A 26,658-nucleotide genomic window follows, 5' to 3' on the forward strand; every position below is an offset into this window, starting at 1 on the left:
GCACGCCGTACCGGTTTCGATCATGGCGAGCATCGTCAGCAAGGGAGCACGCCCGTGAGCAGCAGCACACGTCCGCCCTCCGGCGGACTGTTCCGCACCAAGACCGTCGAACAGTCGATCCAGGACACCGAGGAGCCGGAGCACGCGCTCAAGAAGTCGCTGTCCGCCTGGGACCTGACGGTCTTCGGCGTCGGCGTCATCATCGGCACCGGCATCTTCGTCCTCACCGGCAAGGTGGCGAAGGAGAACGCGGGCCCGGCGACCGCGCTGGCCTTCGTCGCCGCGGGCATCGTCTGCGCCCTTGCCGCCCTGTGCTACGCGGAGTTCGCGTCGACCGTGCCCGTCGCCGGTTCGGCGTACACGTTCGCGTACGCGTCCATCGGCGAGCTGCCTGCCTGGATCATCGGCTGGGACCTCGTCCTGGAGTTCGCGCTCGGCACGGCGGTGGTCGCGGTCGGCTGGTCCGGCTATGTGCGCTCGCTGATGGACAACGCCGGCTGGCACCTACCAACGGCGCTGGAAGGGCCGGACGTGCCAGGAGGCAGCTTCGACATCCTGGCCTTCATCCTGGTTCTGGTCCTGACCGTGATCCTGGTGCTCGGCATGAAGCTGTCCGCCCGGTTCACCGCCCTGGTCGTCGCGATCAAGGTCACCGTGGTCATGATCGTCATCGTCGCCGGTCTGTTCTTCGTCGTCGGCGACAACTACAAGCCGTTCATCCCCGACCCGGTCACCCCGGAGACCGGCGGCGCCTGGGAGACCGCCCCGCTGGTCCAGCTGATGTTCGGCTACGAGCCCACCAACTTCGGCGTGATGGGCATCTTCACCGCCGCGTCCGTGGTCTTCTTCGCCTTCATCGGCTTCGACGTGGTGGCCACCGCCGCCGAGGAGACCAAGCTGCCGCAGCGCGACATGCCCCGCGGCATCCTCGGCTCGCTCCTCATCTGCACCTTCCTGTACGTGGCGGTGGCGCTGGTCGTCACCGGTATGCAGCACTACACGGAACTGTCCGTCAGCGCCCCGCTGGCCGACGCCTTCAAGTCCGTCGGGCATCCGGTCTACGCGGGCGTGATCAGCTTCGGCGCCGCCGTCGGCCTCACGACGGTCTGTCTGATCCTGCTGCTCGGCCAGACCCGGGTGTTCTTCGCGATGAGCCGGGACGGGCTGCTGCCGCGGTTCTTCGCCATCACCCACCCGAAGTTCGGCACCCCGTACCGGCCGACCATCCTGCTCGGCGTGGTCATCGCGATCGTCGCCGGCTTCACCAGCATCAACGAGCTGGCGACTCTGGTGAACATCGGCACCCTGTTCGCCTTCGTGGTGGTCGCCGCCGGTGTGCTGGTGCTCCGCCGCACCCGCCCCGACCTGCCCCGCGCCTTCCGCACCCCGTGGGTGCCGGTGCTGCCGATCCTCTCCATCGCCGCCTCGCTGTGGCTGATGCTGAACCTGCCGGGCGAGACCTGGCTCCGGTTCGGCGTCTGGATGGTCCTCGGCGTCATCGTGTACTTCCTGTACGGCCGCAGCCGCAGCAGGCTGGGACGGGAGCTGTCGGGCGGGGAGCCCCGATAGGGGCGCGGGCTCTGACATATGCGGCTCCGCCGTAGGGCGAACCGCGTCCCCCCTCAACCGCCCCCACCACAACGCCAGATACCTTGGCGCCCATGCCGGCCGAGCAGCGTTCCGACCCGCCCCCCACTACGCCGACGCTGCCGCACCAGCGCGTCAGAGGGGACGCCCGCCCCGTCCGCGCGCGGACGGGGCGGCGGACCGCGTACTGGCCCCGGCTCGTCATCGCCCTCACTCTGCTCGCCTGCGTCACCCGCATCCCGTCGTTCCGCCTCAAGCTGTGGAACCCGGACGAGGGCTATCTCGCCGTCCAGGCCCGCATGCTGGCCGACGGCGGCGCACTCTACGAGACCGTCGTCGACCGCAAACCCCCGCTCCTGCCCTGGCTTTACGAGGCCGCCTTCGCCGCGTTCGGCGACGACTCGCTGTTACCCCTGAAGGTCCTCGCCGTCCTCGCCCACCTCGCCACGGCCCTGCTCCTCGCCTCGCTCGCCCGCCGCCGCTGGGGCGACGGCGCGGGCCGCACCGCCGGCGTCCTCTACCTGTTCCTCTCCATCGGGCTCAACCCCGAGGACACGCAGGCCGCCACGTTCGAGGTGTTCATGCTCCCGGCGACCGCGGCCGCCATATGGCTCGCCGACCGGCGCCGCTGGGCCTGGTGCGGTCTCGCCGTCGCCACGGCCTTCCTCGCCAAGCAGACCGGCGGGGCCGTCCTCCTGCCCGTGCTCTGGATGCTGTGGCGCTCGGGTGCGCGGCGGGCCGACGTGCTGTGGCTCGCGGCGGGTGCCGTGCTGCCCGTGCTTGCGGCCGCCTTCGCCACCGACCCGCGGGGCTTTCTGTTCTGGACGGTCACCGGATCAGGCGCGTACGCCTCGTTCACCGGCTCCGAACTGCACGTACTGTCACGGGCGTTGACCAACACCGCGCTGCTCGCCGTCGCCTGCGCGGGGCTGATCCCGGCCGTCCTGCGGGTGCTGCGGATCGCCCGCACCGGGGCGGCCGACCTGTGGCTGTGGCTCGGCGCGTCCGCGGTCGCCGTCTGCGTCGGCTTCCACTTCTTCGGCCACTACTACCTCCAACTGGTCCCCGCCCTCGCCCTGTTGGGCACCGCCGCCCTGCAGAGCCTGCCGCGCGAGTGGACCTCGGCGACGCTCAGCACGTCCGCGCTCGCCTGCGCCCTGTTCCTCGCCTGGGGGCTGCTCGCGCCGCGCCCCGACCTCGCGCACGCCGAGCGGCTCGCGTCGGCGATCGGCCGCGCCACCGACCCCGACGACCGCGTCCTCGTCTGGGGCATGCACCCCGAGACGTACTGGCTCGCCGACCGCACCCCCGCCACCCGCTACCTCACCGCGGGCTTCCTCACGAATTACAGCGGCGGCCGCAACGGCCCCCAGGTGGGGGAGAAGTACGCCGTGAAGGGCGCCTGGGACGTGTTCCGTACGGAGATGGCCGAGAACCTGCCCGACCTGATCGTCGACGACTCCCGCGGCAAGCCCTACACCCCCGACGCCCTGCCCACGCTCCGCGCCCTCCTCGCCGCCGGGTACGAGCGCACGGCGGTCGTGGAGGGCGCGATCATCTACCGCCGCGTCGGATAGACCGTACGCGGCCCGACGCACACCGCGCCCAACTCCTCGACCCTGCGCCGCAGTTCACGGTCGGCGGTGACCACGACCGTGACCTCCGCGGCGGCCTCCGCGACCAGCTCCACGATCCGGTCGTCACCGCTCGCGGGCGCCGACTCGACCCGCACATCCGGCAGGGACTCCACGCCGCGCGCGGCGCCCTCCACGACGAGGACGACATCGAGCGGGCCGGGATGGCCGTCGATCCCCGCCTCGGCGTATGCCACGAGCCCGTCCCGCAGCCGCTCGGCCGCCCCCCTGCGGTCGCGCCACCACCCGTCTGGCACCGATCCGACGGTGTTGGCGGCGTCCACGACGAGCAGAGTGCGCATGCGCCGACTCTTTCACGCCGCGCCCCGACCGTCGTACGAGAGCCCTCGACGCACCGCTGCCCCCGACGCCGACGAGGCGTCAGGGGCAGCCGTACGAGAAAGGGCCGGACTAGGCGGGCACGCTCGCCACGCCCTGCTCCAGGAACCGCTTGCCGTTGACGCGCTCGGAGACGCCCTCACGGTCCAGGTACGGCGTGATGCCGCCCAGGTGGAAGGGCCAGCCCGCGCCGGTGATCAGGCACAGGTCGATGTCCTGGGCCTCGGCGACGACACCCTCGTCGAGCATCAGGCCGATCTCCTGGGCCACCGCGTCGAGCACGCGGTCGCGGACCTGCTCCTCCGTCAGGACGCTGTCGCCCTGCTTGAGGAGCGCCTGGACCTCGGGGTCGAGCTCCGGCTTGCCGCTGTCGTAGACGTAGAAGCCGCGCTTGCCGGCCTTGACGACCGCCGCGAGGTTCGGGGAGACCGTGAAGCGCTCCGGGAAGGCGCGGTTCAGGGTCTCGGAGACATGCAGGCCGATGGCCGGGCCGACCAGCTCCAGGAGGACCAGCGGCGACATCGGCAGGCCGAGCGGCTCGACGCCCTTCTCGGCGACGGCGACCGGGGTGCCCTCGTCGATGACGTTCTGCACCTCGCCCATGAAGCGGGTCAGGATGCGGTTCACGACGAACGCCGGGGCGTCCTTCACGAGAACCGCGGTCTTCTTCAGCTTCTTGGCGACACCGAACGCGGTGGCCAGCGAGGCGTCGTCGGTCTGCTCGCCACGCACGATCTCCAGGAGCGGCAGTACGGCGACCGGGTTGAAGAAGTGGAAGCCGACGACCCGCTCGGGGTGCTTGAGCTTCGACGCCATCTCGGTGACCGACAGCGAGGAGGTGTTGGTGGCGAAGATCGCGTGCGCGGGGGCGACGGCCTCGACCTCGGCGAACACCTGCTGCTTGACGCCGATCTCCTCGAAGACGGCCTCGATGACGAAGTCGGCGTCGGAGAAGCCCTCGGCCTTGTCGAGCACACCGGTCACCAGGGCCTTCAGGCGGTTCGCCTTGTCCTGGTTGATGCGGCCCTTGCCGAGCAGCTTGTCGATCTCGGCGTGGACGTAGCCCACACCCTTGTCGACGCGCTCCTGGTCGATGTCGGTCAGGACGACCGGCACCTCGAGGCGGCGCAGGAAGAGCAGCGCGAGCTGCGAGGCCATCAGGCCCGCACCCACGACGCCGACCTTGCTGACCGGACGCGCCAGGTCCTTCGACGGCGCGCCCGCGGGACGCTTGCCGCGCTTCTGCACCAGGTTGAACGCGTAGAGCCCGGCGCGCAGTTCGCCACCCATGATCAGGTCGGCGAGCGCCTGGTCCTCGGCGTCGAAGCCGGCCTGCAGGTCACCGCTCTTGGCGGCGGCGATGATGTCGAGCGCGCGGTACGCGGCCGGGGCGGCGCCGTGCACCTTGGAGTCGGCGATGAACCGGCCCTTGGCGACGGCCTGGTCCCAGGCCTCGCCGCGGTCGACCTCGGGGCGCTCCACCTTGACGTCGCCCTTGAGGACCTGCGCGGTCCACAGCAGCGACTGCTCCAGGAAGTCCGCACCCTCGAACAGCGCGTCGGCGATGCCGAGTTCGAAGACCTGCTTGCCCTTGAGCTGGCGGTTCTGGTTGAGCGAGTTCTCGATGATGACCTGGACGGCGTTCTCGGCACCGATCAGGTTCGGCAGCAGGGCGCAGCCGCCCCAGCCGGGCACCAGGCCGAGGAAGACCTCGGGCAGCGAGAACGCGGGCAGCGCCTTGGAGACGGTGCGGTACGTGCAGTGCAGACCGGCCTCGACACCGCCGCCCATGGCCGCGCCGTTGTAGTACGCGAAGGTCGGCACGGCGAGCGCGGAGAGGCGCTTGAAGACGTCGTGGCCGCCCTTGCCGATGGCCAGCGCGTCCGAGTGCTGCTTGAGCAGCTCGACACCCTTGAGGTCGGCGCCGACCGCGAAGATGAACGGCTTGCCGGTGAGGCCGACGCCGACGATCGAGCCCTCGGCGGCCTCCTTCTCGACCTGGCTGATGGCCACGTCGAGGTTGGCCAGGGACTGCGGCCCGAAGGTGGTCGGCTTGGTGTGGTCCAGGCCGTTGTCGAGCGTGATCAGGGCGAACTTGCCCGCCCCGTAAGGCAGTTCGAGGTGGCGTACGTGCGCCTGCGTCACTACCTCGTCGGGGAACAGCGTGGCCGCACCCTTCAGAAGCTCAGCGGTGGTGGTGCTCACTTGTCGCCTCCGGCGTCCTTGTGGTGCGGGTTCTCCCAGATGACCGTCGCGCCCATGCCGAAGCCGACGCACATGGTCGTGAGGCCGTAACGGACCTCCGGCTGCTCCTCGAACTGCCGCGCCAGCTGCGTCATCAGACGCACACCGGAGGAGGCGAGGGGGTGACCGAACGCGATGGCGCCGCCGTACTGGTTGACGCGCGCGTCGTCGTCCGCGATGCCGTAGTGCTCCAGGAACGCGAGCACCTGCACGGCGAAGGCCTCGTTGACCTCGAACAGGTTGATGTCCTCGATCGAGAGCCCGGCCTTGGCGAGGGCCTTCTCGGTCGCGGGGATCGGGCCGTAACCCATGACCTCCGGCTCGACACCCGCGAAGGCGTACGAGACGAGGCGCATCTTGACCGGGAGGTTGTTCTCCCGCGCGAAGTCCTCGGAGGCGATCAGCGAGGCGGTGGCGCCGTCGTTCAGACCCGCGGCGTTACCGGCGGTGACGCGACCGTGCGTACGGAACGGCGTCTTGAGCCCGGCCAGGTTCTCCAGGGTGGTGCCCGGACGCATCGGCTCGTCGGCGGTGGCGAGGCCCCAACCGGTCTCACCAGCCTCCTCGTTGGTCCGGCGTACGGAGATCGGCACCAGGTCGGCCTGGATCTTGCCGTCGGCGTAGGCCTTGGCGGCCTTCTCCTGCGAGCGGACCGCGTACTCGTCGGCGCGCTGCTTGGTGATGCTCGGGTAGCGGTCGTGCAGGTTCTCGGCGGTCATGCCCATGAACAGGGCGGACTCGTCGACCAGCTTCTCGCTGACGAACCGCGGGTTCGGGTCGACGCCCTCACCCATGGGGTGGCGGCCCATGTGCTCGACACCACCGGCGACGGCGACGTCGTACGCGCCGAAGGCGACACCGCCGGCCATGGCGGTCACGGCGGTCAGGGCGCCGGCGCACATGCGGTCGATGGAGTAGCCGGGGACCGACTGCGGCAGCCCGGCGAGGATGCCCGCCGTGCGGCCCAGGGTCAGGCCCTGGTCGCCGATCTGCGTGGTCGCGGCGATGGCGACCTCGTCGATCTGGGCGGGGTCGAGGTTCGGGTTGCGGCGCAGCAGCTCCCGGATGGACTTCACGACGAGATCATCGGCGCGGGTCTCGTGGTAGATGCCCTTCGGGCCCGCCTTGCCGAACGGGGTGCGGACGCCGTCGACGAAGACGACGTCCCTGATGGTACGAGGCACGATGGCTCTCCTCCAGGGGTGCGGGATCGCTGCCGCTGGGCGTGCTCCGGCGGCTACTCGGCACATGCTACTTGCCGGTAACCAAGTCGAACAGGCCCCCCGCCCGGAGCGGCGAAGGTCACACTCCGTGAGAGCAATGCGAAACGCCGGAGAGGCTGACGAATCAGCCTCTCCGGCGTTTGAGGTGGGGGCACCCCCAGCGGTAGCTGGGGGAGGGGGTCTTGGGGCGGAGCCCCGGAAGCTGCCGCAGGCTTTCGGGGCGGGGCGGCGGGAAGCCCTACCCCGCCCTGGCCGCCAGTGCGGTCACCAGGACCGGAGCCACCTGTTCCACCTGCCAAGGCCGCGCCCCGTACCCGACGAGCGCCGCGGCGACCGAGTCGGCGTCCAGGGTGGCCGGCGGCTCCCAACACACCCGCCGCACCGTGTCCGGAGTGATCAGGTTCTCCTGCGGCATGTTCAGCTCCTCCGCGAGCGCCGTCACCGCGGCCCGCGCGGCAGAGAGGCGTGCGGCCGCCGCCGGGTCGCGGTCCGCCCACGAGCGGGGCGGCGGCGGACCCGTCAACTGCTGTCCCGGCTGCGGGAGTTCACTCTCCGGCAGCGCCTTGGCGCGGTCCACCCCGGCCTGCCACTGCTCCAGCTGACGCTGGCCCATCCGGTGCCCGAAGCCGGGCAGCTGCCGCAGCGCGTGCACGTTGGGCGGCAGCGCGAGCGCGGCCTCCACGATCGCGGCGTCGCCGAGCACCTTGCCGGGCGACACGTCACGCCGCTGCGCCACCTTGTCGCGGGCCGTCCACAGCTCCCGTACGACCGCCATCTGCCGGCGTCGGCGCACCTTGTGCATGCCGGACGTACGCCGCCACGGGTCCTTGCGCGGGGGCGGCGGCGGGGCGCTGGCGATCGCGTCGAACTCCTGGTGCGCCCACTCCAGCTTGCCCTGCCGGTCGAGCTCCTTCTCCAGGCTGTCGCGCAGGTCCACGAGGAGCTCCACGTCGAGCGCGGCGTACCGCAGCCAGGGGTCGGGCAGCGGCCGCGTCGACCAGTCGACGGCGGAGTGGCCCTTCTCGAGCACGTACCCGAGCACCGACTCCACCATGGCGCCGAGGCCGACGCGCGGGAAGCCCGCGAGCCGTCCGGCCAGCTCGGTGTCGAAGATGCGGGTGGGGATCATGCCTATTTCGCGCAGGCACGGCAGGTCCTGAGTCGCGGCGTGCAGCACCCACTCGGCATCCGCGATCGCCGCTCCGAGACCCGACAGGTCGGGACAGGCGATCGGGTCGATCAGGGCACTGCCGGCACCTTCGCGGCGCAGCTGTACGAGATAGGCGCGCTGGCCGTAGCGGTAGCCGGAGGCCCGCTCGGCGTCGACGGCGACGGGTCCCCGACCGGCGGCGAAGGCGGCGACGACCTCGGCGAGCGAGTTCTCGTCGGCGATCACCTCGGGGATGCCCTCGCGCGGTTCGAGCAGCGGAATCGGCTCTCCCTCGGGGGCTGCGACGCCTTCGTCCGGAGGAGCGCCTCCGGTGGTTCGCAGTGGTCTGTCTTCTGCGGTCTCTTGGGCGTCGGTCACCGGTCAAGGGTATCTGTGCGAGCACGGCGCCCGCCGACGGAACGTTCCGTCGGCGGGCGCGGGACTGATGTGCTGGGTTATGGGTGGATATATTCCCTGGTGAGGGAGTCATGCGGGGGGTACTGCGAGGGTCCTACGAGGGTGCGGGTCAGTGGATGATGCCGGTGCGCAGGGCGACGGCGACCATTCCGGCCCGGTCGCCCGTGCCGAGCTTGCGGGCGATGCGGGCGAGGTGGCTCTTGACGGTCAGCGCCGACAGGCCCATCGAGACGCCGATGGCCTTGTTGGACTGGCCCTCCGCGACGAGCCGCAGCACCTCCACCTCGCGGCCGGACAGTTCGCGGTACCCGCCCGGGTGGCTCGGGGCACCCGGCGGGCGGCGGTGCATACGGGCCGCGGCGGCGCCGATGGGTGCGGCGCCGGGGCGGGTGGGGAGGCCGACGTTGGTCCGCGTACCGGTGACGACATAGCCCTTGACGCCGCCCGCGAGGGCGTTGCGTACGGCACCGATGTCGTCGGCGGCGGAGAGGGCGAGGCCGTTGGGCCAGCCCGCGGCGCGGGTCTCGGACAGCAGGGTCAGGCCCGAGCCGTCGGGCAGGTGGACATCGGCGACGCAGATGTCGCGCGGGTTGCCGATGCGGGGACGGGCCTCCGCGATCGAGGACGCCTCGATCACGTCGCGCACTCCGAGCGCCCAGAGGTGGCGGGTGACGGTGGAACGGACGCGCGGGTCCGCCACGACGACCATGGCGGTCGGCTTGTTCGGGCGGTAGGCGACCAGGCTTGCGGGCTGCTCGAGGAGAACGGACACCAGGCCTCCTGAAGGATGGCGGGGACGGGGCCGGCTCGGGGAAGAAGCCGGTACAACCGTGCTTTCAAGGTCACAGACGTCTTCGGCAGCAAACCGGGCCGCCTTTAGCGAATGATCACGATTTGGTGACTCGCAATTCGGGCAATTCAGACGTGTGATCGATCATCCGAAGATCGAACCGAGTCGCCCGTCGGTCAGTCGCCGGTCAACGACGGTCCCGTACCGCATCCGTTCGAAGCGTCGATGGGCCGTACGGATGACGCACTGACGGCGCGCCCCACACACGCGGACGGGCCCGGCGATCGCCGGGCCCGTCGGTTGTTCGGGGAGCGTGTTCAGTGCGTCTGCGGCCCGCGGCGCTGCGGCAGGGACACCACCGAGGCGTCCGCCGGACCGGCCGGAGGCAGCCCGGCGACCTGGCAGAGCAGATCGCACCACGCGGCCAGATGCGCCGCCGTGTCCGGCACTCCGCCCATGCCTTCGCGCGGCGTCCACGATGCCCGGATCTCGATCTGCGAGGCGGGCTGACGCGTGCCGAGCCCGCCGAAGTAGTGCGAACTGGCCCGTGTGACGGTGCCGCTGGGTTCTCCGTACGAGAGTCCGCGGCCCTGCAGTGCGCCGGTCAGCCAGGACCAGCAGACCTCGGGGAGCAGCGGGTCGGCGGCCATCTCGGGTTCGAGCTCCGCGCGGACCAGGGTCACGAGGCGGAACGTGCCCTGCCAGGCGTCGTGGCCGGCCGGGTCGTGCAGCAGGACGAGGCGGCCGTCCGCGAGGTCCTCGTCGCCCTCGACCACCGCCGCCTCCAGGGCGTACGCGTGCGGGGCGAGCCGCTTCGGCGCGCGGGTCGGGTCGATCTCGATCTCCGGCCGCAGCCGGGCCGCGCGCAGCGCGTCCACGGCGGTGCGGAACGGGAGCGGAACAGCATCGGCCGCCGCATTCCCCTCCCTACTGTCCATCCCGTCAGCATCCTCCGAGAGTCGTCCCTGCACCGCAGCCATGCGGGGAAGATTAAGGGGAACGGGCCGTTCGTGCAGGGAAGGACACCCGGTCCCGGCCGCGCAGTTCGCGGCACGTGCGAGACTTTCCGACGTGAGCGCCAACGACCTTCCCCGAGCGGGCCAGCAGCCGAACCCGAACCCGACCGCCGCCGACGCGGTCAAGGACTCCGCCTTCCTGCGGGCGTGCAGGCGGGAGCCCGTGCCGCACACCCCGGTCTGGTTCATGCGGCAGGCGGGGCGCTCGCTGCCCGAGTACCGCAAGGTGCGCGAGGGCACCACGATGCTCGACTCGTGCATGCGGCCCGAGCTCGTCACCGAGATCACGCTGCAGCCGGTGCGCCGCCACAACGTGGACGCGGCGATCTACTTCAGCGACATCGTCGTCCCCCTGAAGGCGATCGGGATCGACCTCGACATCAAGCCCGGCGTCGGCCCCGTCGTGGAGCGGCCGATCCGTTCCCGTGCCGACCTGGCGCAGCTGCGCGACCTCACCCCGGAGGACGTCTCGTACGTCACCGAGGCCATCGGCATGCTCACGGGTGAGCTGGGCGCGACGCCACTGATCGGCTTCGCCGGGGCGCCGTTCACGCTCGCCAGCTACCTCGTGGAGGGCGGCCCCAGCCGCAACCACGAGCACACCAAGGCCCTGATGTACGGCGACCCGCAGCTCTGGGCCGACCTGCTCGACCGGCTCTCCGACATCACCGCGGCCTTCCTGAAGGTGCAGATCGAGGCGGGCGCCTCGGCCGTGCAGCTCTTCGACTCCTGGGTGGGCGCCCTGTCGCCCGCCGACTACCGCCGCTCCGTGATGCCCGCCTCGCAGAAGGTCTTCGACGCCGTCTCCGGGTACGGGGTGCCGCGCATCCACTTCGGCGTCGGTACCGGTGAACTGCTCGGGCTGCTCGGCGAGGCCGGTGCGGACGTCGTCGGCGTCGACTGGCGCGTCCCGATGGACGAGGCCGCCCGCCGCGTCGGCCCCGGCAAGGCGCTCCAGGGCAACCTCGACCCGGCCGTCCTCTTCTCCACGCAGGACGCGGTGGAGGCCAAGACGGACGAGGTCCTCGCGGCGGCCAACAGCCTGGAGGGCCATGTGTTCAACCTCGGCCACGGCGTGCTCCCGACCACCGACCCGGACGCGCTCACCCGCCTCGTGGAGTACGTGCACACGCGCACCGCTCGCTGAGGAACTCCGCCGGTCCTCCGTGCGTCGTACGGGGCGTGATCGTCTTCCCCGACGGCCGCACGGCCGAGCTCTACGAGGCGTGGAGCCAGGTCCGCGCCGACAGCCCCGCAGCCGAGGCGGAACCTCTCGTCCTGGACTGCGCCCGCCGTCTCTCCGCCGATCCCGGTGGGGAGACGGCGTTCGTATGGGTGGCGGGGCTCACCGAGATGATCGAGTACCTCGTCTGGCGGCCGTCGGCGGAGGCGCGCGGGGCGGTGGTCGAGGCGCTGCTCGCCGCGGCCGCCGCGCTGGGGGAGCGGGAGTGCGGGCACGAACGGCACCCGTACGAGGAGGAGTTCGACCTTCTCGACGAGTTCGACCCGCTCTGGGGCCCGAGCGGGGGCTACCTCGTCGGTGAGCTGAGCAACCGGCCACGGCAGGAGGACGACCTGTGCCCGGGCAACGTCGCCGGGCATGCGCGTCTCGCCGCCGACGCCATCGAGCCTTTCAGCGCCGACGGGATTCCTGCGCGGGTGCCAGAGGATCACCTGGCGGATGTGGCGGGCCTGACGGACTTCCTGCACGACTACCCGTCCCACGAGCCCGGCCCGACCATCGAGTCCAACGCCTGCGGCCTGCCGGACCACCCCACGCGCGGCGCCCTCGCCGGGTTCGTCCTGACCCAGCACGTGAGCTGCTGGTACGTCATTCACCGGATCACCGAACGCCCCGTCTTCGACGCCATGATCGAGGGCCTGGAGCAGGCGCTCGGCCTGCTCGGCCCCGCCTCCGACTGCACTCATGGGGAGGGAGAACACCCGGACCCCGAGGAGCGCCACTACGAGACGCACGCGGAGTTGGGTTTCTACCTGCGCAGCCCCGGAGGGCGCGCCGAGGCCAGGGAATTCCTGGAGGACGACGGCCCGATGGACGCCTGGGTGTGCCCGGCGTTCCTGCGCGAGCAGGCGGAGGAGGCGCTGCGTGAACTGCGTTCCGCGCACGCGTCGTTGTTCGGGGAGCGGGACACGAGCGCCCTCGACGCCGAGTACGTGACCCCCGAAGGGGCCCTGGATATAGGCAGGTTGACTCGGGCCCTCGCTGAGGGCGGCGACGAGGACGGTCAGAACGTCGGCCTATGGGCCGCCCGCCGGCACGCCACCGCCGCCGACCCGCACGAGCGCCTGGTCCTTCTCCACCTCGCCCTGTGGACGGCTGGGGCGCTGGATCTGCCGTACGGGCCCGGGCGTGAAGTGCGGGCGCTGCTGCGGGAGGTCGGGGAGGAGGCGTCGGAGGAGGGCTGCACGCACGGCGTCGACGGGCACCCCGGCGAGCGCTTCCGGAACAGCTACCAGGTCGATGTGTTCAAGCGTCACCTCGACCACCTGTACGCACCGGACGCGCACCCGGCGCCCGAGGACGCCTACCCGGCAGAGGTCTGGGCCTGCCCCGGGCTGCTCGGGGCGTGGGCGGGGGAGTCGGTCGTCGAGATGGACGAGGCGTATGTCGAGATGGATCTGGAGGACGGGGATGAGCTCTCAACGCTCTTGTAATTGGCTGGAAATGAGCGCTGGGGAGCGTGCCGTTCGCCGCGCCTTGACCGCCGCCCCGCCCGCAGCCCGTCGCTGAACTCCACTCGCGGCCGCGGGAGTTGTTCCCGGAGGGGCGGCCGGGCCTAACTCCGCTCGCGTACCGCCCTCACCGCCTTTCGTGCCGCCACCAGGACCGGGTCCCAGACCGGGGAGAAGGGTGGGGCGTACCCGAGGTCCAGGGTGGTGAGCTGCTCGGCCGTCATGCGGGCCGTGAGTGCGACCGCCGCGATGTCCACGCGCTTGGCGGCGCCCTCGCGGCCGACGATCTGGACGCCGAGGAGGCGGCCCGTGCGGCGCTCGGCGAGCATCTTCACCGTCATCAGGGCGGCGCCCGGGAAGTAGCCCGCGCGGCTGGTCGACTCGATGGTGGCCGTGACGTACTGCAGGCCCGCCGCCTGGGCGTCCTTCTCGCGCAGTCCCGTACGGGCGATCTCCAGGTCGCAGACCTTGCTGACCGCCGTGCCGACGACTCCCGGGAACGTGCCGTAGTCCCCGCCGACGCCCGAACCGATGATCTGGCCGTGCTTGTTGGCGTGCGTGCCGAGGGCGATGTGGCGTTCGCGGCCGGCGACCAGGTCGAGGACCTCGACGCAGTCGCCGCCCGCCCAGATGTCGTCGTGGCCCCGCACCCGCATCGCCAAGTCCGTGAGCAGGCCGCCGTGTTCGCCGAGGGGCAGGCCGGCGTTCCGGGCCAGGTCGGTGTTCGGGCGGACGCCGATGCCGAGGATCACGATGTCCGCCGCGTACTCGGCGTCGTCCGTGGCGACCGCGCGGACCCGGCCGTCCTCGCCGGTGAGGATCTTCGTGACCTCGGCGTCGTTGACCATCTCCATGCCCATGCCGGTCATGGCCTCGCCGACCAGGGCGCCCATGTCCGCGTCGAGCGTCGCCATGGGCTGGGGGCCGCGGTTGACGACCGTGACCCGATAGCCGCGGTTCGTCAGCGCCTCCGCCATCTCCACGCCGATGTACCCGGCGCCCACCACGACCGCGCGCTCCCCGCGCGTGTGCCGCAGCGTGTCGAGCAGCGCCTGGCCGTCCTCCAGGGTCTGCACGCCGTGCACGCCCGGTGCGTCGATGCCCGGCAGCTCCGGGCGGACCGGGCGGGCGCCGGTGGCGATCACGAGCTTGTCGTACGTCGTCCACGCCTCCCCGCCCGACTCCAGGTCGCGCGAGCGGACCCGCCGCCCCTCGACGTCGATCTCCGTGACCTCGGTGCGCATCCGCAGGTCGATGGAGCGCGCCCGGTGCTCCTCGGGCGTACGCGCGATCAGCTTGTCCCGGCCGGCCACGTCACCGCCCACCCAGTACGGGATGCCGCACGCCGAGTAGGACGTGAACCGTCCCCGCTCGAACGCGACGATCTCCAGCTCGTCCGGCCCCTTCAGCCTGCGTGCCTGCGACGCCGCCGACATGCCCGCCGCGTCCGCCCCGATGACCACCAGTCGTTCGCTCATGAGGCAACGCTACGTGCGGAATACCGCGTTCCTGGGGCGCTCTGCTGACAGCGAAGCGAGGCGGAGCGAGGCCGGGGCGAGGCCGGGGCGCCCGGCCGGTCTGAGAGGCTTGCAGCATGCGCGCATCGGATGCCAGGACCAGCCAGGAACAGGGGCGATCGCCCCACACCGTCGTCGTCGGCGGCGGCATCGCCGGACTCGCCGCCGCCCACCGGCTGCTCGGCACCGGCGCTCACGTCACCGTCCTGGAGGCCGCCGACCGGCTCGGCGGCAAGCTGCACGCCGGGGAGATCGAGGGGGTCCGCGTCGACCTCGGCGCCGAGTCGATGCTGGCCCGGCGGCCCGAGGCGCTCGCCCTCGCCCGCGAAGTGGGCCTCGACCCCGCGCTGCAACCCCCCGCCGTCGCGAGCGCCGCCCTGTGGAACCGCGGACGGCTCACGCCCATGCCGAAGGGCCACGTGATGGGCGTGCCCGGCGACGCCGCCGTGCTCGCCGAGGTGCTGTCCGCCGAGGGCCTGCGCCGCGTCGAGGCCGAGCGTGACCTGCCGCCCACGGAGGCGGGCGAGATCGGCGAGGACATCGCGGTCGGCGAGTACGTCGCGTCCCGCGTCGGCCGCGAGGTCGTGGACCGCCTCGTGGAGCCGCTGCTCGGCGGGGTGTACGCGGGCGACGCGTACCGACTGTCGCTGCGTATGGCCGTGCCGCAGCTCTTCGACGTCGCGCGCTCCGGCGGCTCGCTGCTCGCCGGGGTCCGCGCGGTGCAGGAGCGGGCCGCCCGGAACCAGCAGACCGGGCCGGTGTTCATGGGCATCGAGGGCGGCATCGGCCGGCTGCCCCTCGCGGTCGCCGACGCCGTCCGCGCGAAGGGTGCCGAAATCGCCCTCCACGCGCGTGTGGACGCGGTCCGCCGCACCCCCGACGGCTGGTCGGTGCGCACCGACGGCCGTGAACTGCACGCCGACGCCGTGGTCCTGGCCGTGCCCGCCGCACAGGCTGCCCGGCTGCTCGACCCGGACGCACCCGCCGCGGCCGCCGAACTGCGCGCCGTCGAGTACGCCTCGATGGCCCTGATGACGCTCGCGTTCCGTCGCCGGGACGTGGACCTGCCCGAGGGCAGCGGTTTCCTCGTACCGCCCGTGGACGGACACACCATCAAGGCGTCCACCTTCGCCTCGCAGAAGTGGGGGTGGATCGCCGAGGAGAAACCCGAACTGGTCGTGCTGCGCACCTCCGTGGGCCGGTACGGCGAGGAGGAGGTGCTGCGGCGCGGCGACGACGAGCTCGTCGACGTGTCCCGCGCCGACCTGCGCGCCGCCGTCGGCCTGACCGCCGCGCCCGTCGCCACCCGGGTCACGCGCTGGGACGACGGACTGCCGCAGTACCCCGTCGGGCACCACGCGCGCGTGGCGCGGATCCGGGCGCATGTGGCGGAACTGCCGGGGCTCGCGGTGTGCGGCGCGGCGTACGACGGCGTCGGCATCCCGGCCTGCATCGCGAGCGCGCAATCGGCGGTGGATCAGCTCGCGGGGGACCGCACGGCGCTCGATCTGCTGAGCGCGAACCCGGTGCAGAGTCTGCACGGCGGCGGAGGAGAATAGCCGCATGAGTGACGACGCCCCCGCCAAGATCCCCAACGCCGGCAAGAAGGCCAAGGACCTCAACGAGGTCATCCGCTACACGCTGTGGTCGGTCTTCAAGCTGAAGGACGTGCTGCCGGAGGACCGCGCCGGTTACGCCGACGAGGTCCAGGACCTGTTCGACCAGCTCGCCGCCAAGGACATCACCGTCCGCGGCACGTACGACGTCTCCGGTCTGCGCGCCGACGCCGACGTCATGATCTGGTGGCACGCCGAGACCGCGGACGAGCTGCAGGAGGCGTACAACCTCTTCCGCCGCACGAAGCTGGGCCGCGCCCTCGAGCCCGTCTGGTCGAACATGGCGCTGCACCGCCCCGCCGAGTTCAACAAGGCGCACATCCCGGCGTTCCTCGCCGACGAGACCCCGCGCAACTACGTCTCGGTGTACCCCTTCGTGCGCTCGTACGACTGGTACTTGCTGCCCGACGAGGACCGCCGCCGCATGCTCGCCGATCACGGCAAGATGGCCCGCGGCTACCCGGACGTGCGCGCCAACACCGTCGCGTCCTTCTCCCTCGGGGACTACGAGTGGCTGCTCGCCTTCGAGGCGGACGAGCTGTACCGGATCGTGGACCTGATGCGGCATCTGCGGGCTTCCGAGGCGCGGATGCATGTGCGGGAGGAAGTCCCGTTCTTCACGGGGCGGCGGAAGTCTGTCGCCGACCTGGTGGCGGGGCTCGCCTGAGGCAGTTCCCTCCGGGGAGGGGCCGGGTGCGGTGTTTTCCCCACCCCGCCCCTTCCCGAAATCCTGCGGAGCCGTCACGGGGGCCAGCCCCCGGACCCCGGCTCCTCAAACGCCGGAGGGGCTGGAATTGGCCTCCGGCTCCGCGTGCGGCTCGCACTCCTCGCGGGGGGTCTGCGGGGTGCGGCCCGACAGCATGTACGTGTCCACGTGGCCGTTGACGCACTTGTTGGTGCCGCCCGCGACCCCGTGCGTCCCCGCGTCCCGCTCCGTGACGAGCGCCGACCCGGCCAGCCTGCGGTGGAGTTCGACGGCGCCCTTGTACGGAGTGGCCGCGTCCCGCTCCGCCGCGAGGATCAGCGTGGCGGGCAGCGCGCCAGGCGCCGTACGGACGTCGACGGGCTGCTGCCGGGGCGCGGGCCAGAAAGCGCAGGGCAGGTTCATCCAGGCGTTGTCCCAGGTCTCGAAGGGCGCGAGGCGGGCCAGGGCCGAGTTGTCGCGGTCCCAGGTGGCGAAGTCGCGCGGCCAGTTGCCGGAGTCGTTGCACTCGACGGCGATGTAGACCGCGTTGCCGTTCTCGTTCTCCACGGCCGCCCCCGGCTTCGGCGCGGCCTGCTCGATCAGCGGCTTCGGGTCGCCCTTCAGATACTTCGACAGGGCGGTGGCGCGGCGCGGCCAGAAGTCGTCGTGGTACCCGGCCTGCAGGAACGCCGACTGCAGCTGGCCGGGTCCGACCTTGCCGCCGGCCGGCTTCTTCGCGAGCCGGTCGCGCACCTTCTCGTAGCTGCGCTCCACCGCGCGGGGCGTCTTTCCGAGGTGGTACGTCTTGTCGTGCTTGGCGACCCAGGTGCGGAAGTCGGTCCAGCGGGCCTCGAACGCCAGGGACTGGTCGAGGTTGTTGCGGTACCAGATCTGCTCCGGGTCCGGGTTGACGGCCGAGTCGAAGACCATGCGGCGTACGTGCGAGGGGAACAGCGTGGCGTACACCGCGCCGAAGTAGGTCCCGTACGAGGCGCCCATGAAGTTGAGCTTCTTCTCGCCGAGCGCCGCGCGCAGCACGTCCAGGTCACGGGCGTTGTTCAGCGTGTTGAAGTGCCGCAGCGCCTCGCCCGCGTTCCGCGCGCAGCCCTCGGCGTACGCCTTGGCCTGGGCGATGCGCTTCCGCTTGTGCGCCTGGTCCGGGTGGGTCGGCTCGTCCGTCGGGGCCTTGGCGAACTCCTTCGGGTCCTGGCAGGACAGCGGCGCCGACCGGCCCACGCCGCGCGGCGCGTAGCCGACGAAGTCGTACGCCTTCGCGATCCGCCGCCACTCCGGGGTGCCCGCCGCCAGCGGCCAGTACATTCCGGAACCGCCCGGCCCACCCGGGTTGAAGACGAACGCGCCCTGCCGCTCGGACGCCTTGCCCTTGGCCTTGGCGCGGCTGACGGTCAGCTTGATCTTCCTGCCGTCGGGCCGCGCGTAGTCGAGGGGCACGGACACCGTCGCGCACTTCACGGAATCCGGCAGGGCCTCCTCCTTCGGGCACGCCGCCCAGTCGAGCCCGGCGGCCGCGGCGCGCTGCGCGGCCTGCGCGGTGCCGCGCGCCTCGGCGGACTGCGGGGGCGCGGGGACGCTTCCAGCGGTGGCGCTTCCCGCGGGGGCGGCGGTCAGGGTGGTGAGGGCCAGCGAACCGGCGAATCCGTACAGCAGCGGTGCACGCATCGTGCTTCGGCATCCCTTCGAGCGGCGGCAGACGGCAGCAGAACAGAAGGGATCCTTCGGCGGGCGGTTGGCGAAGTAAAGCAACGCCGCGCCCCGCTCGGGCTATTGACCCTGACGAGTACGGCCGTGCGCGAACGCGGCTCGCAGGCGCGGGTCGGAGAGCGCGTCCACGCCGCGCACCGCGACCGCCGCGAGCGGGTCCCGTCGGTCGAGCGCCGGGCCGAGCGCCCCGAGCAGCCGCCGGCCCGCGGGGGAGGCCCAGCGGGTGTACGCGTGGATCTCGGTGCGGGCGATCGCGAGCGAGCCGAGGGTCAGCGCGAGCGGCAGCGCGAACCAGGCCAGGAGCGGAAGTTCACCGCCCGCGTCCCGCGGGTGCAGGGCAAGGGCCACCGCGGCGAGCGCGAACACCGCCAGGGCCGCCGCCCGCACTTGCCGGATCGCCCCCGTGACGTGCAGCCGCGCCGCGGTCGGTACGGCGAGCCCCGCCGAGGTGAGCCGTTCGGCGAGGGCGTGCACCTGGACCGTGGCGGCGGCCGAGGCGCGGACCGGGGCGATCCGCTGCTGGCCCTCGGGCCCGATCGCGCCGATCACGCTCCGCTCCATCTCGTCCCGTCCGTCCGGGTCGACGACGGTCGCCCAGCCGGTGTGCGCGAGCAGCAGCCGTCCGGCGCCGGCCATCGAGACCAGGGTCAGATCGGCGACCCGGTGCGGGCCGCCGGCCAGGAACGCGGCCTCGTACAAGGTCAGTTCATGCCGGGCCGCCGCCCGCTGCTCGGCCGTGGGGCTTTGCGCGGCGCGGGTCGCCGCGACACACAGGCGGGCGCAGGCAAGGCCAGCGATGGCCCAGGCCGGAACGAGGAAGAGAACCCAGAACATGGCGGACATGGCGGACTTTGTATGCGAGGTGAGGGCTGGTGCGCCATGGGGCGTTCACGATGCGGACGATCGTGATCGTGATCGTGATCGTGATCGTGATCGTGATCGTGATCGTGATGGCGATGGCGATGGCGATGGCGATGGCGACGGTGGGTCGGGGAGTGGGGGCGCGTGCGGCGTACGCGGATCAGGCGCCGCCGCCCCCGCACCCCCCGCCGCCTCCGCCTCCGCCCCCGCCACCCCCACCGCAGCTGGAGCCGCCCGAGCTGCCCGACGAGCCCCCGCAGCTGGAGCCCCCCGAGCCGCCGGACGAGCCGCCGCAGCTCGACCCGCCGCAGGACGAACCCCCGCTGCCGCCGCCGCACCATGTCACCGAGGTGTCGCCGACGAACACCACCGGGGCGCCCACACCGGACGAGGCCGCCGCGCTGTTCGCCCGCATCCGGCTCGCCGTCGTCAACTGCTCGCGCATCACCGGGTCCGGCACGACGCGCGGACCGTCGCACGCCACGAGGTGCACCGGGTCCGCGCCGTTGCCCGCCGACCGGAACTGGAAGAGCGCCCGCTTGCCCGCGCCGGTCACCCGCGCACCGGTGATCCCCAGGCACACCAGCCCGATCACGAACCCGGCGCCGGTCACCGGGATCGCGACGATGACGAAGGGCACCTCGAATCCGGCACCGTCGAGGGCCGCGAACTGGACGATCGTCAGGACGACCGACAGCCAGAACGCCAGGAACGACACCAGGGTCTGCGTGCCGGACCAGCGCCGCAGTGGGCGCTGCTGCTCGGGCCGCACCAGGAGCCCGCGCAGCGCGAGGGCGTCCCCGACCGCCTGCACGGACGGGCTGCGCATCACGCCGATCCGCAGCCAGTGCAGGGCGCCGCTCGGCGCCGCCGCGTGCGCGTCCAGGACGGCCTGCTCCACCGGGTGGTACGCGACGGCCTGCCGCACGCCGACCACGCCGGGCCCGGCGAGGGCGAGCCGTCCGTCCGCGTGCATCGCCGTCAGGACCGTGTCCGCGACCCGCCCGGGACCGCCCGCGAGGAACGCCGCCTCCAGCGGGTCGGACACGTACGGATGCGTGGGCGTGCCCGCCGAGCGGGCCTTGACCACGTTGACGAGCAGCCCGATCGCACAGCCGCCGAGGCCCAGGTAGTACAGGAGCGTCAGGAAGATGTACATGGCGCTCACCGTCCGGTCAGGGTGTAGCGGGCCCGGCGTACGAAACGGGCCACCGGATGCGGGGAGACCGGCGCGGGTCCGGACCGCTCCAGCCACCAGTCGCTCAACTCCCGCCGCGCTTCCGTATCTTCGGGCCGTCCTTCGAGCAGCAGATGCTCGGCGAAGTCGAGGGCGTCGCGCCGGTAGCCGCCGGTCATCGGGCGCTTCGCGGCGTACGCGAAGAAGCTGGGGCGGTACATGTCGCCGAGGATCACCGGCAGTTCCGGGGCGACCTTCGCGATCACGTCGGCCCGCTTGCCGGTGAGCGCGCGGCTCTGCACGGCGAGCCGGTGCCGGTCGAAGCCCTCGGGCGCGGGCGTGCCCGCGACGAGCGCGGAGAGCAGCGCGGCCTGCGCGAGCGCGAGCCGCTGCCGGGCGGGGTCGGGGCCGGTCTCCGCCTCCGTGGCCGCGGAGACGGACTCGGACTCGGACTCGGACCCGGGCCCCGCCTCCGTCTCCGTGGCCGCGGAATCGGAATCGGGACCCGCCTCCGCTTCCGTGGCCGGAGGGGGCGTGCCCGTGCCGAGCGGGGCGCCGGAGGGACGGCCGACGGTGACGTGCTCGGCCGTCGTGCGCTCCGCGAGGGCCGGGGCAGGGGCGGCGGTGACCAGCTCGGCGGCCCGCTCGGGCGTGGCCGGGATCAGCCGCCGGGCGGCGCCGGCCGCGACGGTACGGCGGATCGCCTGCAGCTCCTGCTCCAGCTCCTCGGGCGCCGGGAAGTTCTCGTCCCGCTCCAGGAGCACACCGGGCGGGCTGACCCGCGAGGCGAGTTCGGTGAGCACGTCGAGCACCGGCTGCGTGACCGGGTGGGCGTGGCTGTCGTGCCACACGCCGTCCCGCTCGAACCCGCCGGCCACGTGCACGTACGCGATGGCCTCCACCGGCAGCTCGTCGAGCGCGGCGCACGGGTCCTCGCCCCGGTTGACGTGGTTGGTGTGCAGATTGGCGACGTCGATCAGGAGCCGTACGCCGGTCCGGTCCGCCAGGTCGTACAGGAACTGGCCCTCGGTCATCTCCTCGCCCGGCCAGGCGATCAGGGCGGCGATGTTCTCCAGGGCGAGCGGCACCGGCAGCGCGTCCTGCGCGATCCGGACGTGCTCGCACAGCACGTCGAGGGAGTCCTTGGTACGCGGCACCGGCAGCAGATGCCCGGCCTCCAGGCGCGGGGACGCGGTCAGCGCGCCCCCGGCCCGTACGAACGCGATGTGCTCGGTGACCAGCGGCGAACCCAGTGCCTCGGCGCGCTCCGCGAGGGCGGTGAGCCGCTCCGGGTCGGACCGCTCGGCGCCGCCGATGCCGAGGCCCACGCCGTGCGGGACGACGGTGACGCCGCGCTCGCGCAGCCGCGTCAGGGAGTCAGGGATGTGGCCGGGGCACACGTTCTCGGCGACCACCTCGACCCAGTCGAGCCCGGGCATCCGCTCCACGGCCTCGGCGATCTCCGGGCGCCAGCCCATGCCGGTCCCCAGGTGTGCTGTCTGCTGCATGTCCCCCTCCTTCGCCGCACCGATGTCTCTCGGCACCACACTGTGCGTGCAGGTGTCATGGCCCCGGCAGCGGTCGCCGAACCCATGGGCAGGGACGTTCAGAGGTTGATTTGAGGTTTCACGCCGCCGTACGCCGATCGGGTGCTCCGGCCGCGCACGGGGACCGGCCCTCTCAGTGCGGCATGTCAGGTCAGTGCGGCATGTCAGGCGGCATGTCGGAGGGTTTCGGCCGGGACGTGAACGACTGGTTGCCGCTCGGCGTCGCCGGCACCGGGTCGGTGGGCAGCGGGCCCGAGGGCGGCGGCGGTCCGGTGGGGCTCGCGGTGGCCTGGTTCGCGGCCTCGGAGGCGAGCGCGTCGAAGTCCACGAGCCCGGTGGCCTCCAGCATCGTGATGTGGTCGAGCACGGTCTGGTTGGAGTCACTGGCGAGCTGCCGGACCAGGGTGTTGCGGGTGGTGTGCCGCACCTGCGCGATCAGCGAGAACACCTTGCCGTGCGCGTTGCGCAGCAGGTTCGCGAACTTCCGCTGGTACGTCTCGCCCTGCGCCTCGGTCAACTCGTCCAGCCAGCCCTGCTGTTGCTCGCTCGGCTGGTTCGGCAGCTCGACGCCCAGCTGGGCCGCGACGGAACGCACCCGCCGGTCGAGATCGGCATGCCCGACGACCAGATGGTCACCGGCCGCCTTGATCGCCTCGCTGGGTGCCCGCTCGATCGCCTGCTGGCCGGCGGGCAGCTCCCACATCCCGGCGAGCCTGACCTTCACGATGAAATCCCGGTCGGTCGCCGACAACGGCCCCCACCGCGTGGCGACACTCGACGCGTCCAGATTGGCCTCACCGGTCCCGGACCGGTCCCCGTACGACCAGACGGGGAACGCGAGCGCCCCGAGGGTCGCCACGAGGGCCGCGATGATCAGAACCGTGCCGTTGATCCGTCGGAACAAGAGCCTCGCCTCTCACGATCGGCTTCCGCCGCGAACGCGGTTGACCCCCGCGAACGGTGTCGATCCCCCGCGAACGCTGTTGCACGGGCATACGTAGCGCAGGACGGGAGTGTTCAACAGGCCCTGGAATTCGAGTGTTTGGCTCGGCCGGGCGACGCGGCCCGGGTGACGTTAAGTTGTCGCGGACACGGTGATTTGGGGGACTTCAGGGTGAGGGCGCGGCTGCATCAGGACTTCCGGTTCCTCCACGAGCCGCTGCCCGACGGTGACCCGGCCATCCCCGTCCTCGGCCACCAGGAGCTGGTCACCACCCTGCAGACGCGGCTCACGTATGCGCACGGCGGTGCCTTCGGGGGAGTGAGCGGGCCACCGCCTACCGCACCGCCCACCCGCCTACCGCACCTCCTCCTCCGTCGCTCAGCCCCGCAGCGCCGGATGATCCGCCACCACCGTGCACGAGCCCGGAGCGATCTCCGTGAAGCCCGCGTCGCGTACGACCGGCAGGCCGCTCGTTGTCAGCGTGGGCCAGTCGGCCGGGCCGGCCGTGCGGACCGTGAGGGGGAAGTTCGCGTCGCGCCACTCCTCGCGCTGGGCGTCGGACAGTTCCCACCAGGCGAGTTGCGCGCCGTGGCCGGCCTGGGCCATCGCCTTGCCCGCCGACATGTCGAGGTCCGGGCTGAGCCAGAGCACCGGCTCGGCGCGGTCCGGGGCGGACGGGGGCTCCGGGTCGTCCAGGTCGGTGCCGGAGACCTGGAGGCGGGCCAGGTCCTTGGGCCAGCCGTCGAGCGGCACCGGCGGGTAGACCCGCACCTCCGTGGCCTTGCCGCTGACCGTGATCCCGGGCAGCGCCTGGGCCCGCCGCCACTCCGCGCCGCGCGCCCGCCGGACCACCTTGCGGATCCGGGCGTCCTGCCAGTCCCGTACGGCCTGGGCCCAGGGGCCTTCGCCGAGGGCGCGCTCGTCGGCGAGGAGGGTCAGGACGGCGCGGGCGGCGGTCTCCAGGGCGTCGGTGCGGGGCGGCGGCGCGGCCTTCTCGATGCGGACCACGAGGGGGAGGACGAACTGCGGTGCCTCGTCGGGGTCACGGGGGACGGTCTCGGGCTCGGCGGAGGGGTTCTGGCTGCTCACTCCGTCCAGTGTGCCAGCGCCCCACGGCCACCCTCCCGCCGGGCGCCGCACCGCAGTTAGAGTCGACCTTGCCCTCCCGACGCGGAGGGACGCACCGGCGCACAGACCGGTCGACAGCAGCAGAACCGGGGGTTCGGATGAAGAGCGAACTGTTCGCTTCGCAGAACATGGCACAGCCCGCCACGGCGCCGGGCATGAGCCAGCAGAACTCGAAGTCCATCAAGTACGTGGTCAACGGCGAGATGTACGCCCGGCAGGGCTCGATGATCGCCTTCCGCGGCAATCTGCAGTTCGAGCGCAAGGGGCAGGGCGTCGGCGGCATGCTCAAGCGGGCCGTCACAGGCGAGGGCCTGGCGCTGATGGCGGTGCGCGGCCAGGGCGAGGCGTGGTTCGCGCAGGAGGCGGCCAACTGCTTCATCGTCGACTTCGACCCCGGCGACTCCCTCACCATCAACGGCCGCAACGTCCTCTGCTTCGACGCCACCCTCTCGTACGACATCCAGACGGTGAAGGGCGCGGGCATGGCCGGCGGCGGGCTGTTCAACAGCGTCTTCACCGGGCAGGGCAAGCTCGCCGTCATCTGCGAGGGCGACCCGATCGTGATCCCCGTCAGCCAGCAGGCCCCGGTGTACGTGGACACCGACGCCGTCGTCGGCTGGAGCTCGCACCTGCACACCTCGCTGAACCGCTCGCAGAGCATCGGCTCGATGATCCGCGGCGGCTCCGGCGAGGCGGTCCAACTCATGCTGCAGGGCGACGGTTTCGTGATCGTGCGCCCGAGCGAGGCCGTCCCGCACAAGCCCGGCCAGAACTGACCGAGGTGACCGAGGTGCGCACCCGCCGTACGGGGCCCGCCCCCATGCGGCTCACCGGGGTCGGCCGACGGTACGGACCGGTCGGCCCCTGGGTGCTGCGCGGCGTCGACCTGGAGGTGCCGCCCGGCGCCCTGCTGCGGATCTCCGGGGCCAACGGCAGCGGCAAGTCGACGCTGCTGCGGCTGCTCGCCGGTATCGACACGCCCAGCGAGGGCCGGATCACCGGCCGCCCCCGCACCGCGTACGTACCCGAACGCTTCCCGTCCGCACTGCCGTTCACGGCGATCGGCTACCTCACGCACCTGGGCCGCGTGCACGGACTGCCCGGCCCGGTCGCCGCGGACCGCGCGACGGCCTGGCTCACGCGCTTCGGCGCGGAGGAGCACGCCGGTACGCAGCTGCGCGAGCTGTCGAAGGGCACCAGCCAGAAGGTCGCCGTCAGCCAGGCCCTGCTGGCCGAGCCGGAGCTGCTGGTCCTCGACGAGGCCTGGACCGGGCTCGACGCCGAAGCGCGCGCCGAACTCGACCTGGCCGTAGGGGAGTTGACGTCCACCGGCGCCCGTGTGGTGTACGTCGACCACGACCCCCGCCGCCTCGCGGGCAGCATGGACGCGGCCCACCGGGTCGAGGGCACGGCCCTGGTCCCCGACACCACCAGGCCCCCGGAACCCACACCCCAGGTCACGGTCCTGGCCCGCGCGCGAGCGGGCACGCCGTTGCCCGCCGCCCTCCCCGAGGGCACGCACGCCGAGGTCGACGCGGCGGGCACCGCCCGCTTCACGGTCGCGGCCGCCCACTCGGACACGCTCCTGCGCACCCTGCTGCACGCCGATCCGCCGTGGCACATCCGAGCGGTACGCGAGCCGGTGGCCGGCGCGAACACCCCCGAGGACGTACGCCGATGACCGCTCTCGTCCGCTACCAGACGGCCCTGCTGCTGCGCTCCCAGCGCTGGCTCCCGCCCGTACTGCTGTACGCCGCCCTGGTCGCCGTCGGCGCTCAGGCGGGCGACCCGGTGCTCGACTCGCTCGGCTACGCGAGCGCCGCGCTGCTCCCCGTCGCCGCCTGGCTCGCGAGGATCTGCGCCACGCAGGAACCGCCCGCGGCCCGCCAGGTCACGGCCGCCGCGGCCGGGCCCGCGCGGGCTCAGCTCGCCGCGCTGCTCACGGCGTCGGGCTGTGCGGTGGCCCTCGGGGTGGCCGGGCACGCACTGGTCGTGGCGATGAGCGACTGGCGGAACACCAGCCATCAGGTGCGGGTCGACCCGCTGCCCATGGTGGTGGCCGCGCTTCTGGCGGTCCTGGTCTGCGCGTCGGTCGGCACGGCGGTCGGGACCCTGTGCACCTGGCCGCTGCTGCGCAGCCCCGGCTGGTCGGTCACGCTCACGGCGCTGCTCGCCCTGCTGGCCGTGGTGACGGCCGGTTCACCGGCCCGCGCGGTGGTGTGGGGCCTGGTCTCCGGGTCCCGCACGGGGGCCGTGCCGGTGCTGGTGCTGCCGGTCGTGGGGGCGGTGGGGTTGGTGGGGTTGGCGATGGCGGCGTCGTGCGCGCTCAGCTCCCGCCGCGCTTGAGCTCGTCCCCGGCACGCTCGGG

The 26,658-nt window shown here is 72.4% G+C and carries 22 protein-coding genes; 9 read left to right on the plus strand and 13 right to left on the minus strand.

From position 1 onward, the window contains the following. Window positions 1-54 precede the first annotated feature (54 nt). Complete coding sequence (locus RCO28_RS14210; RefSeq protein WP_308941437.1) at window positions 55-1,569, plus strand: amino acid permease; 1,515 nt, start codon at window positions 55-57, stop codon at window positions 1,567-1,569. 92 nt (window positions 1,570-1,661) lie between these two features. Continuing rightward, entirely contained in the window at window positions 1,662-3,164 is a 1,503-nt protein-coding gene (locus RCO28_RS14215; protein ID WP_308941438.1) for a glycosyltransferase family 39 protein, read from the plus strand. Here the strand turns inward: RCO28_RS14215 and RCO28_RS14220 are convergent. The 6 genes from RCO28_RS14220 to RCO28_RS14245 all read right to left on the minus strand — a co-directional run bounded on the left by RCO28_RS14220 (window position 3,146) and on the right by RCO28_RS14245 (window position 10,364). Continuing rightward, a complete protein-coding gene (locus tag RCO28_RS14220; RefSeq protein WP_308941439.1) occupies window positions 3,146-3,523 on the minus strand; it encodes an NTP pyrophosphohydrolase in 378 nt (125 codons plus the stop codon). The genes RCO28_RS14215 and RCO28_RS14220 overlap by 19 nt on opposite strands. A 109-nt stretch (window positions 3,524-3,632) precedes the next feature. After that, the gene (locus RCO28_RS14225; RefSeq protein WP_308941440.1) at window positions 3,633-5,765 is read right to left on the minus strand and encodes a 3-hydroxyacyl-CoA dehydrogenase NAD-binding domain-containing protein; all 2,133 of its coding nucleotides are present in this window, start codon (window positions 5,763-5,765) and stop codon (window positions 3,633-3,635) included. Next, window positions 5,762-6,988, minus strand: a complete 1,227-nt coding sequence (locus tag RCO28_RS14230; RefSeq protein ID WP_308941441.1) for an acetyl-CoA C-acyltransferase — start codon at window positions 6,986-6,988, stop codon at window positions 5,762-5,764. Before RCO28_RS14230 ends, RCO28_RS14225 begins: the two co-directional genes overlap by 4 nt. Window positions 6,989-7,265: 277 nt before the next feature. Beyond that, window positions 7,266-8,555, minus strand: coding sequence for a ribonuclease D (locus tag RCO28_RS14235; protein WP_308941442.1), 1,290 nt, complete (start codon window positions 8,553-8,555; stop codon window positions 7,266-7,268). 148 nt (window positions 8,556-8,703) lie between these two features. Further along, entirely contained in the window at window positions 8,704-9,366 is a 663-nt protein-coding gene (locus tag RCO28_RS14240) for a response regulator transcription factor (protein WP_128374800.1), read from the minus strand. Window positions 9,367-9,701: 335 nt separating this feature from the next. Next, the gene (locus tag RCO28_RS14245) at window positions 9,702-10,364 is read right to left on the minus strand and encodes a DUF3000 domain-containing protein (RefSeq protein ID WP_308941443.1); all 663 of its coding nucleotides are present in this window, start codon (window positions 10,362-10,364) and stop codon (window positions 9,702-9,704) included. Between the two features lie 91 nt (window positions 10,365-10,455). Between RCO28_RS14245 and hemE the strand changes: the two genes are divergently transcribed. Next, the gene (gene hemE, locus RCO28_RS14250; protein WP_374991159.1) at window positions 10,456-11,547 is read left to right on the plus strand and encodes a uroporphyrinogen decarboxylase; all 1,092 of its coding nucleotides are present in this window, start codon (window positions 10,456-10,458) and stop codon (window positions 11,545-11,547) included. A gap of 35 nt (window positions 11,548-11,582) precedes the next feature. Continuing rightward, the gene (locus RCO28_RS14255) at window positions 11,583-13,076 is read left to right on the plus strand and encodes a hypothetical protein (protein WP_308941444.1); all 1,494 of its coding nucleotides are present in this window, start codon (window positions 11,583-11,585) and stop codon (window positions 13,074-13,076) included. Window positions 13,077-13,198: 122 nt separating this feature from the next. Here RCO28_RS14255 and RCO28_RS14260 read toward each other — a convergent pair whose 3' ends face one another. Then, window positions 13,199-14,572 (minus strand): FAD-dependent oxidoreductase, encoded by a 1,374-nt coding sequence (locus RCO28_RS14260; RefSeq protein WP_308941445.1) that lies wholly within the window; start codon window positions 14,570-14,572, stop codon window positions 13,199-13,201. Window positions 14,573-14,688: 116 nt separating this feature from the next. Between RCO28_RS14260 and hemG the strand changes: the two genes are divergently transcribed. Both hemG and hemQ read left to right on the plus strand, forming a co-directional pair. Further along, on the plus strand, window positions 14,689-16,170 hold the full coding sequence (hemG, locus tag RCO28_RS14265; protein WP_308941446.1) for a protoporphyrinogen oxidase: 1,482 nt from the start codon (window positions 14,689-14,691) through the stop codon (window positions 16,168-16,170). 4 nt (window positions 16,171-16,174) lie between these two features. Continuing rightward, window positions 16,175-16,894: a hydrogen peroxide-dependent heme synthase gene (hemQ, locus tag RCO28_RS14270; RefSeq protein WP_282515936.1), complete on the plus strand. Its 720-nt coding sequence runs from the start codon at window positions 16,175-16,177 to the stop codon at window positions 16,892-16,894. 105 nt (window positions 16,895-16,999) lie between these two features. On the opposite strand, the gene RCO28_RS14275 is transcribed toward hemQ, so the two are convergent. The 6 genes from RCO28_RS14275 to RCO28_RS14300 all read right to left on the minus strand — a co-directional run bounded on the left by RCO28_RS14275 (window position 17,000) and on the right by RCO28_RS14300 (window position 24,260). Continuing rightward, on the minus strand, window positions 17,000-18,592 hold the full coding sequence (locus RCO28_RS14275; protein WP_308941447.1) for an alpha/beta hydrolase: 1,593 nt from the start codon (window positions 18,590-18,592) through the stop codon (window positions 17,000-17,002). 102 nt (window positions 18,593-18,694) lie between these two features. Further along, complete coding sequence (locus RCO28_RS14280; RefSeq protein ID WP_308941579.1) at window positions 18,695-19,468, minus strand: TIGR04222 domain-containing membrane protein; 774 nt, start codon at window positions 19,466-19,468, stop codon at window positions 18,695-18,697. Window positions 19,469-19,655: 187 nt separating this feature from the next. After that, window positions 19,656-20,654: a TIGR04222 domain-containing membrane protein gene (locus RCO28_RS14285; RefSeq protein WP_308941448.1), complete on the minus strand. Its 999-nt coding sequence runs from the start codon at window positions 20,652-20,654 to the stop codon at window positions 19,656-19,658. 5 nt (window positions 20,655-20,659) lie between these two features. After that, window positions 20,660-22,180, minus strand: a complete 1,521-nt coding sequence (locus RCO28_RS14290; protein ID WP_308941449.1) for a DUF692 family multinuclear iron-containing protein — start codon at window positions 22,178-22,180, stop codon at window positions 20,660-20,662. Window positions 22,181-22,370: 190 nt separating this feature from the next. Next, complete coding sequence (locus RCO28_RS14295; RefSeq protein WP_308941450.1) at window positions 22,371-23,123, minus strand: DUF4142 domain-containing protein; 753 nt, start codon at window positions 23,121-23,123, stop codon at window positions 22,371-22,373. Window positions 23,124-23,540: 417 nt separating this feature from the next. Next, window positions 23,541-24,260, minus strand: a complete 720-nt coding sequence (locus tag RCO28_RS14300; RefSeq protein ID WP_374991165.1) for an aminoacyl-tRNA hydrolase — start codon at window positions 24,258-24,260, stop codon at window positions 23,541-23,543. Window positions 24,261-24,388: 128 nt separating this feature from the next. Between RCO28_RS14300 and RCO28_RS14305 the strand changes: the two genes are divergently transcribed. Genes RCO28_RS14305 through RCO28_RS14315 form a run of 3 tightly spaced genes read left to right on the plus strand, consistent with a single transcriptional unit; the run spans window position 24,389 to window position 26,636 of the window. Then, entirely contained in the window at window positions 24,389-25,066 is a 678-nt protein-coding gene (locus RCO28_RS14305; RefSeq protein ID WP_308941452.1) for an AIM24 family protein, read from the plus strand. Between the two features lie 44 nt (window positions 25,067-25,110). Beyond that, complete coding sequence (locus RCO28_RS14310) at window positions 25,111-25,971, plus strand: ATP-binding cassette domain-containing protein (protein ID WP_308941580.1); 861 nt, start codon at window positions 25,111-25,113, stop codon at window positions 25,969-25,971. Further along, entirely contained in the window at window positions 25,968-26,636 is a 669-nt protein-coding gene (locus RCO28_RS14315; RefSeq protein ID WP_308941453.1) for an ABC transporter, read from the plus strand. Before RCO28_RS14310 ends, RCO28_RS14315 begins: the two co-directional genes overlap by 4 nt. Window positions 26,637-26,658 lie beyond the last annotated feature (22 nt).

It is taken from the genome of Streptomyces sp. LHD-70 (genome assembly GCF_031157275.1).
Classification (GTDB): domain Bacteria; phylum Actinomycetota; class Actinomycetes; order Streptomycetales; family Streptomycetaceae; genus Streptomyces.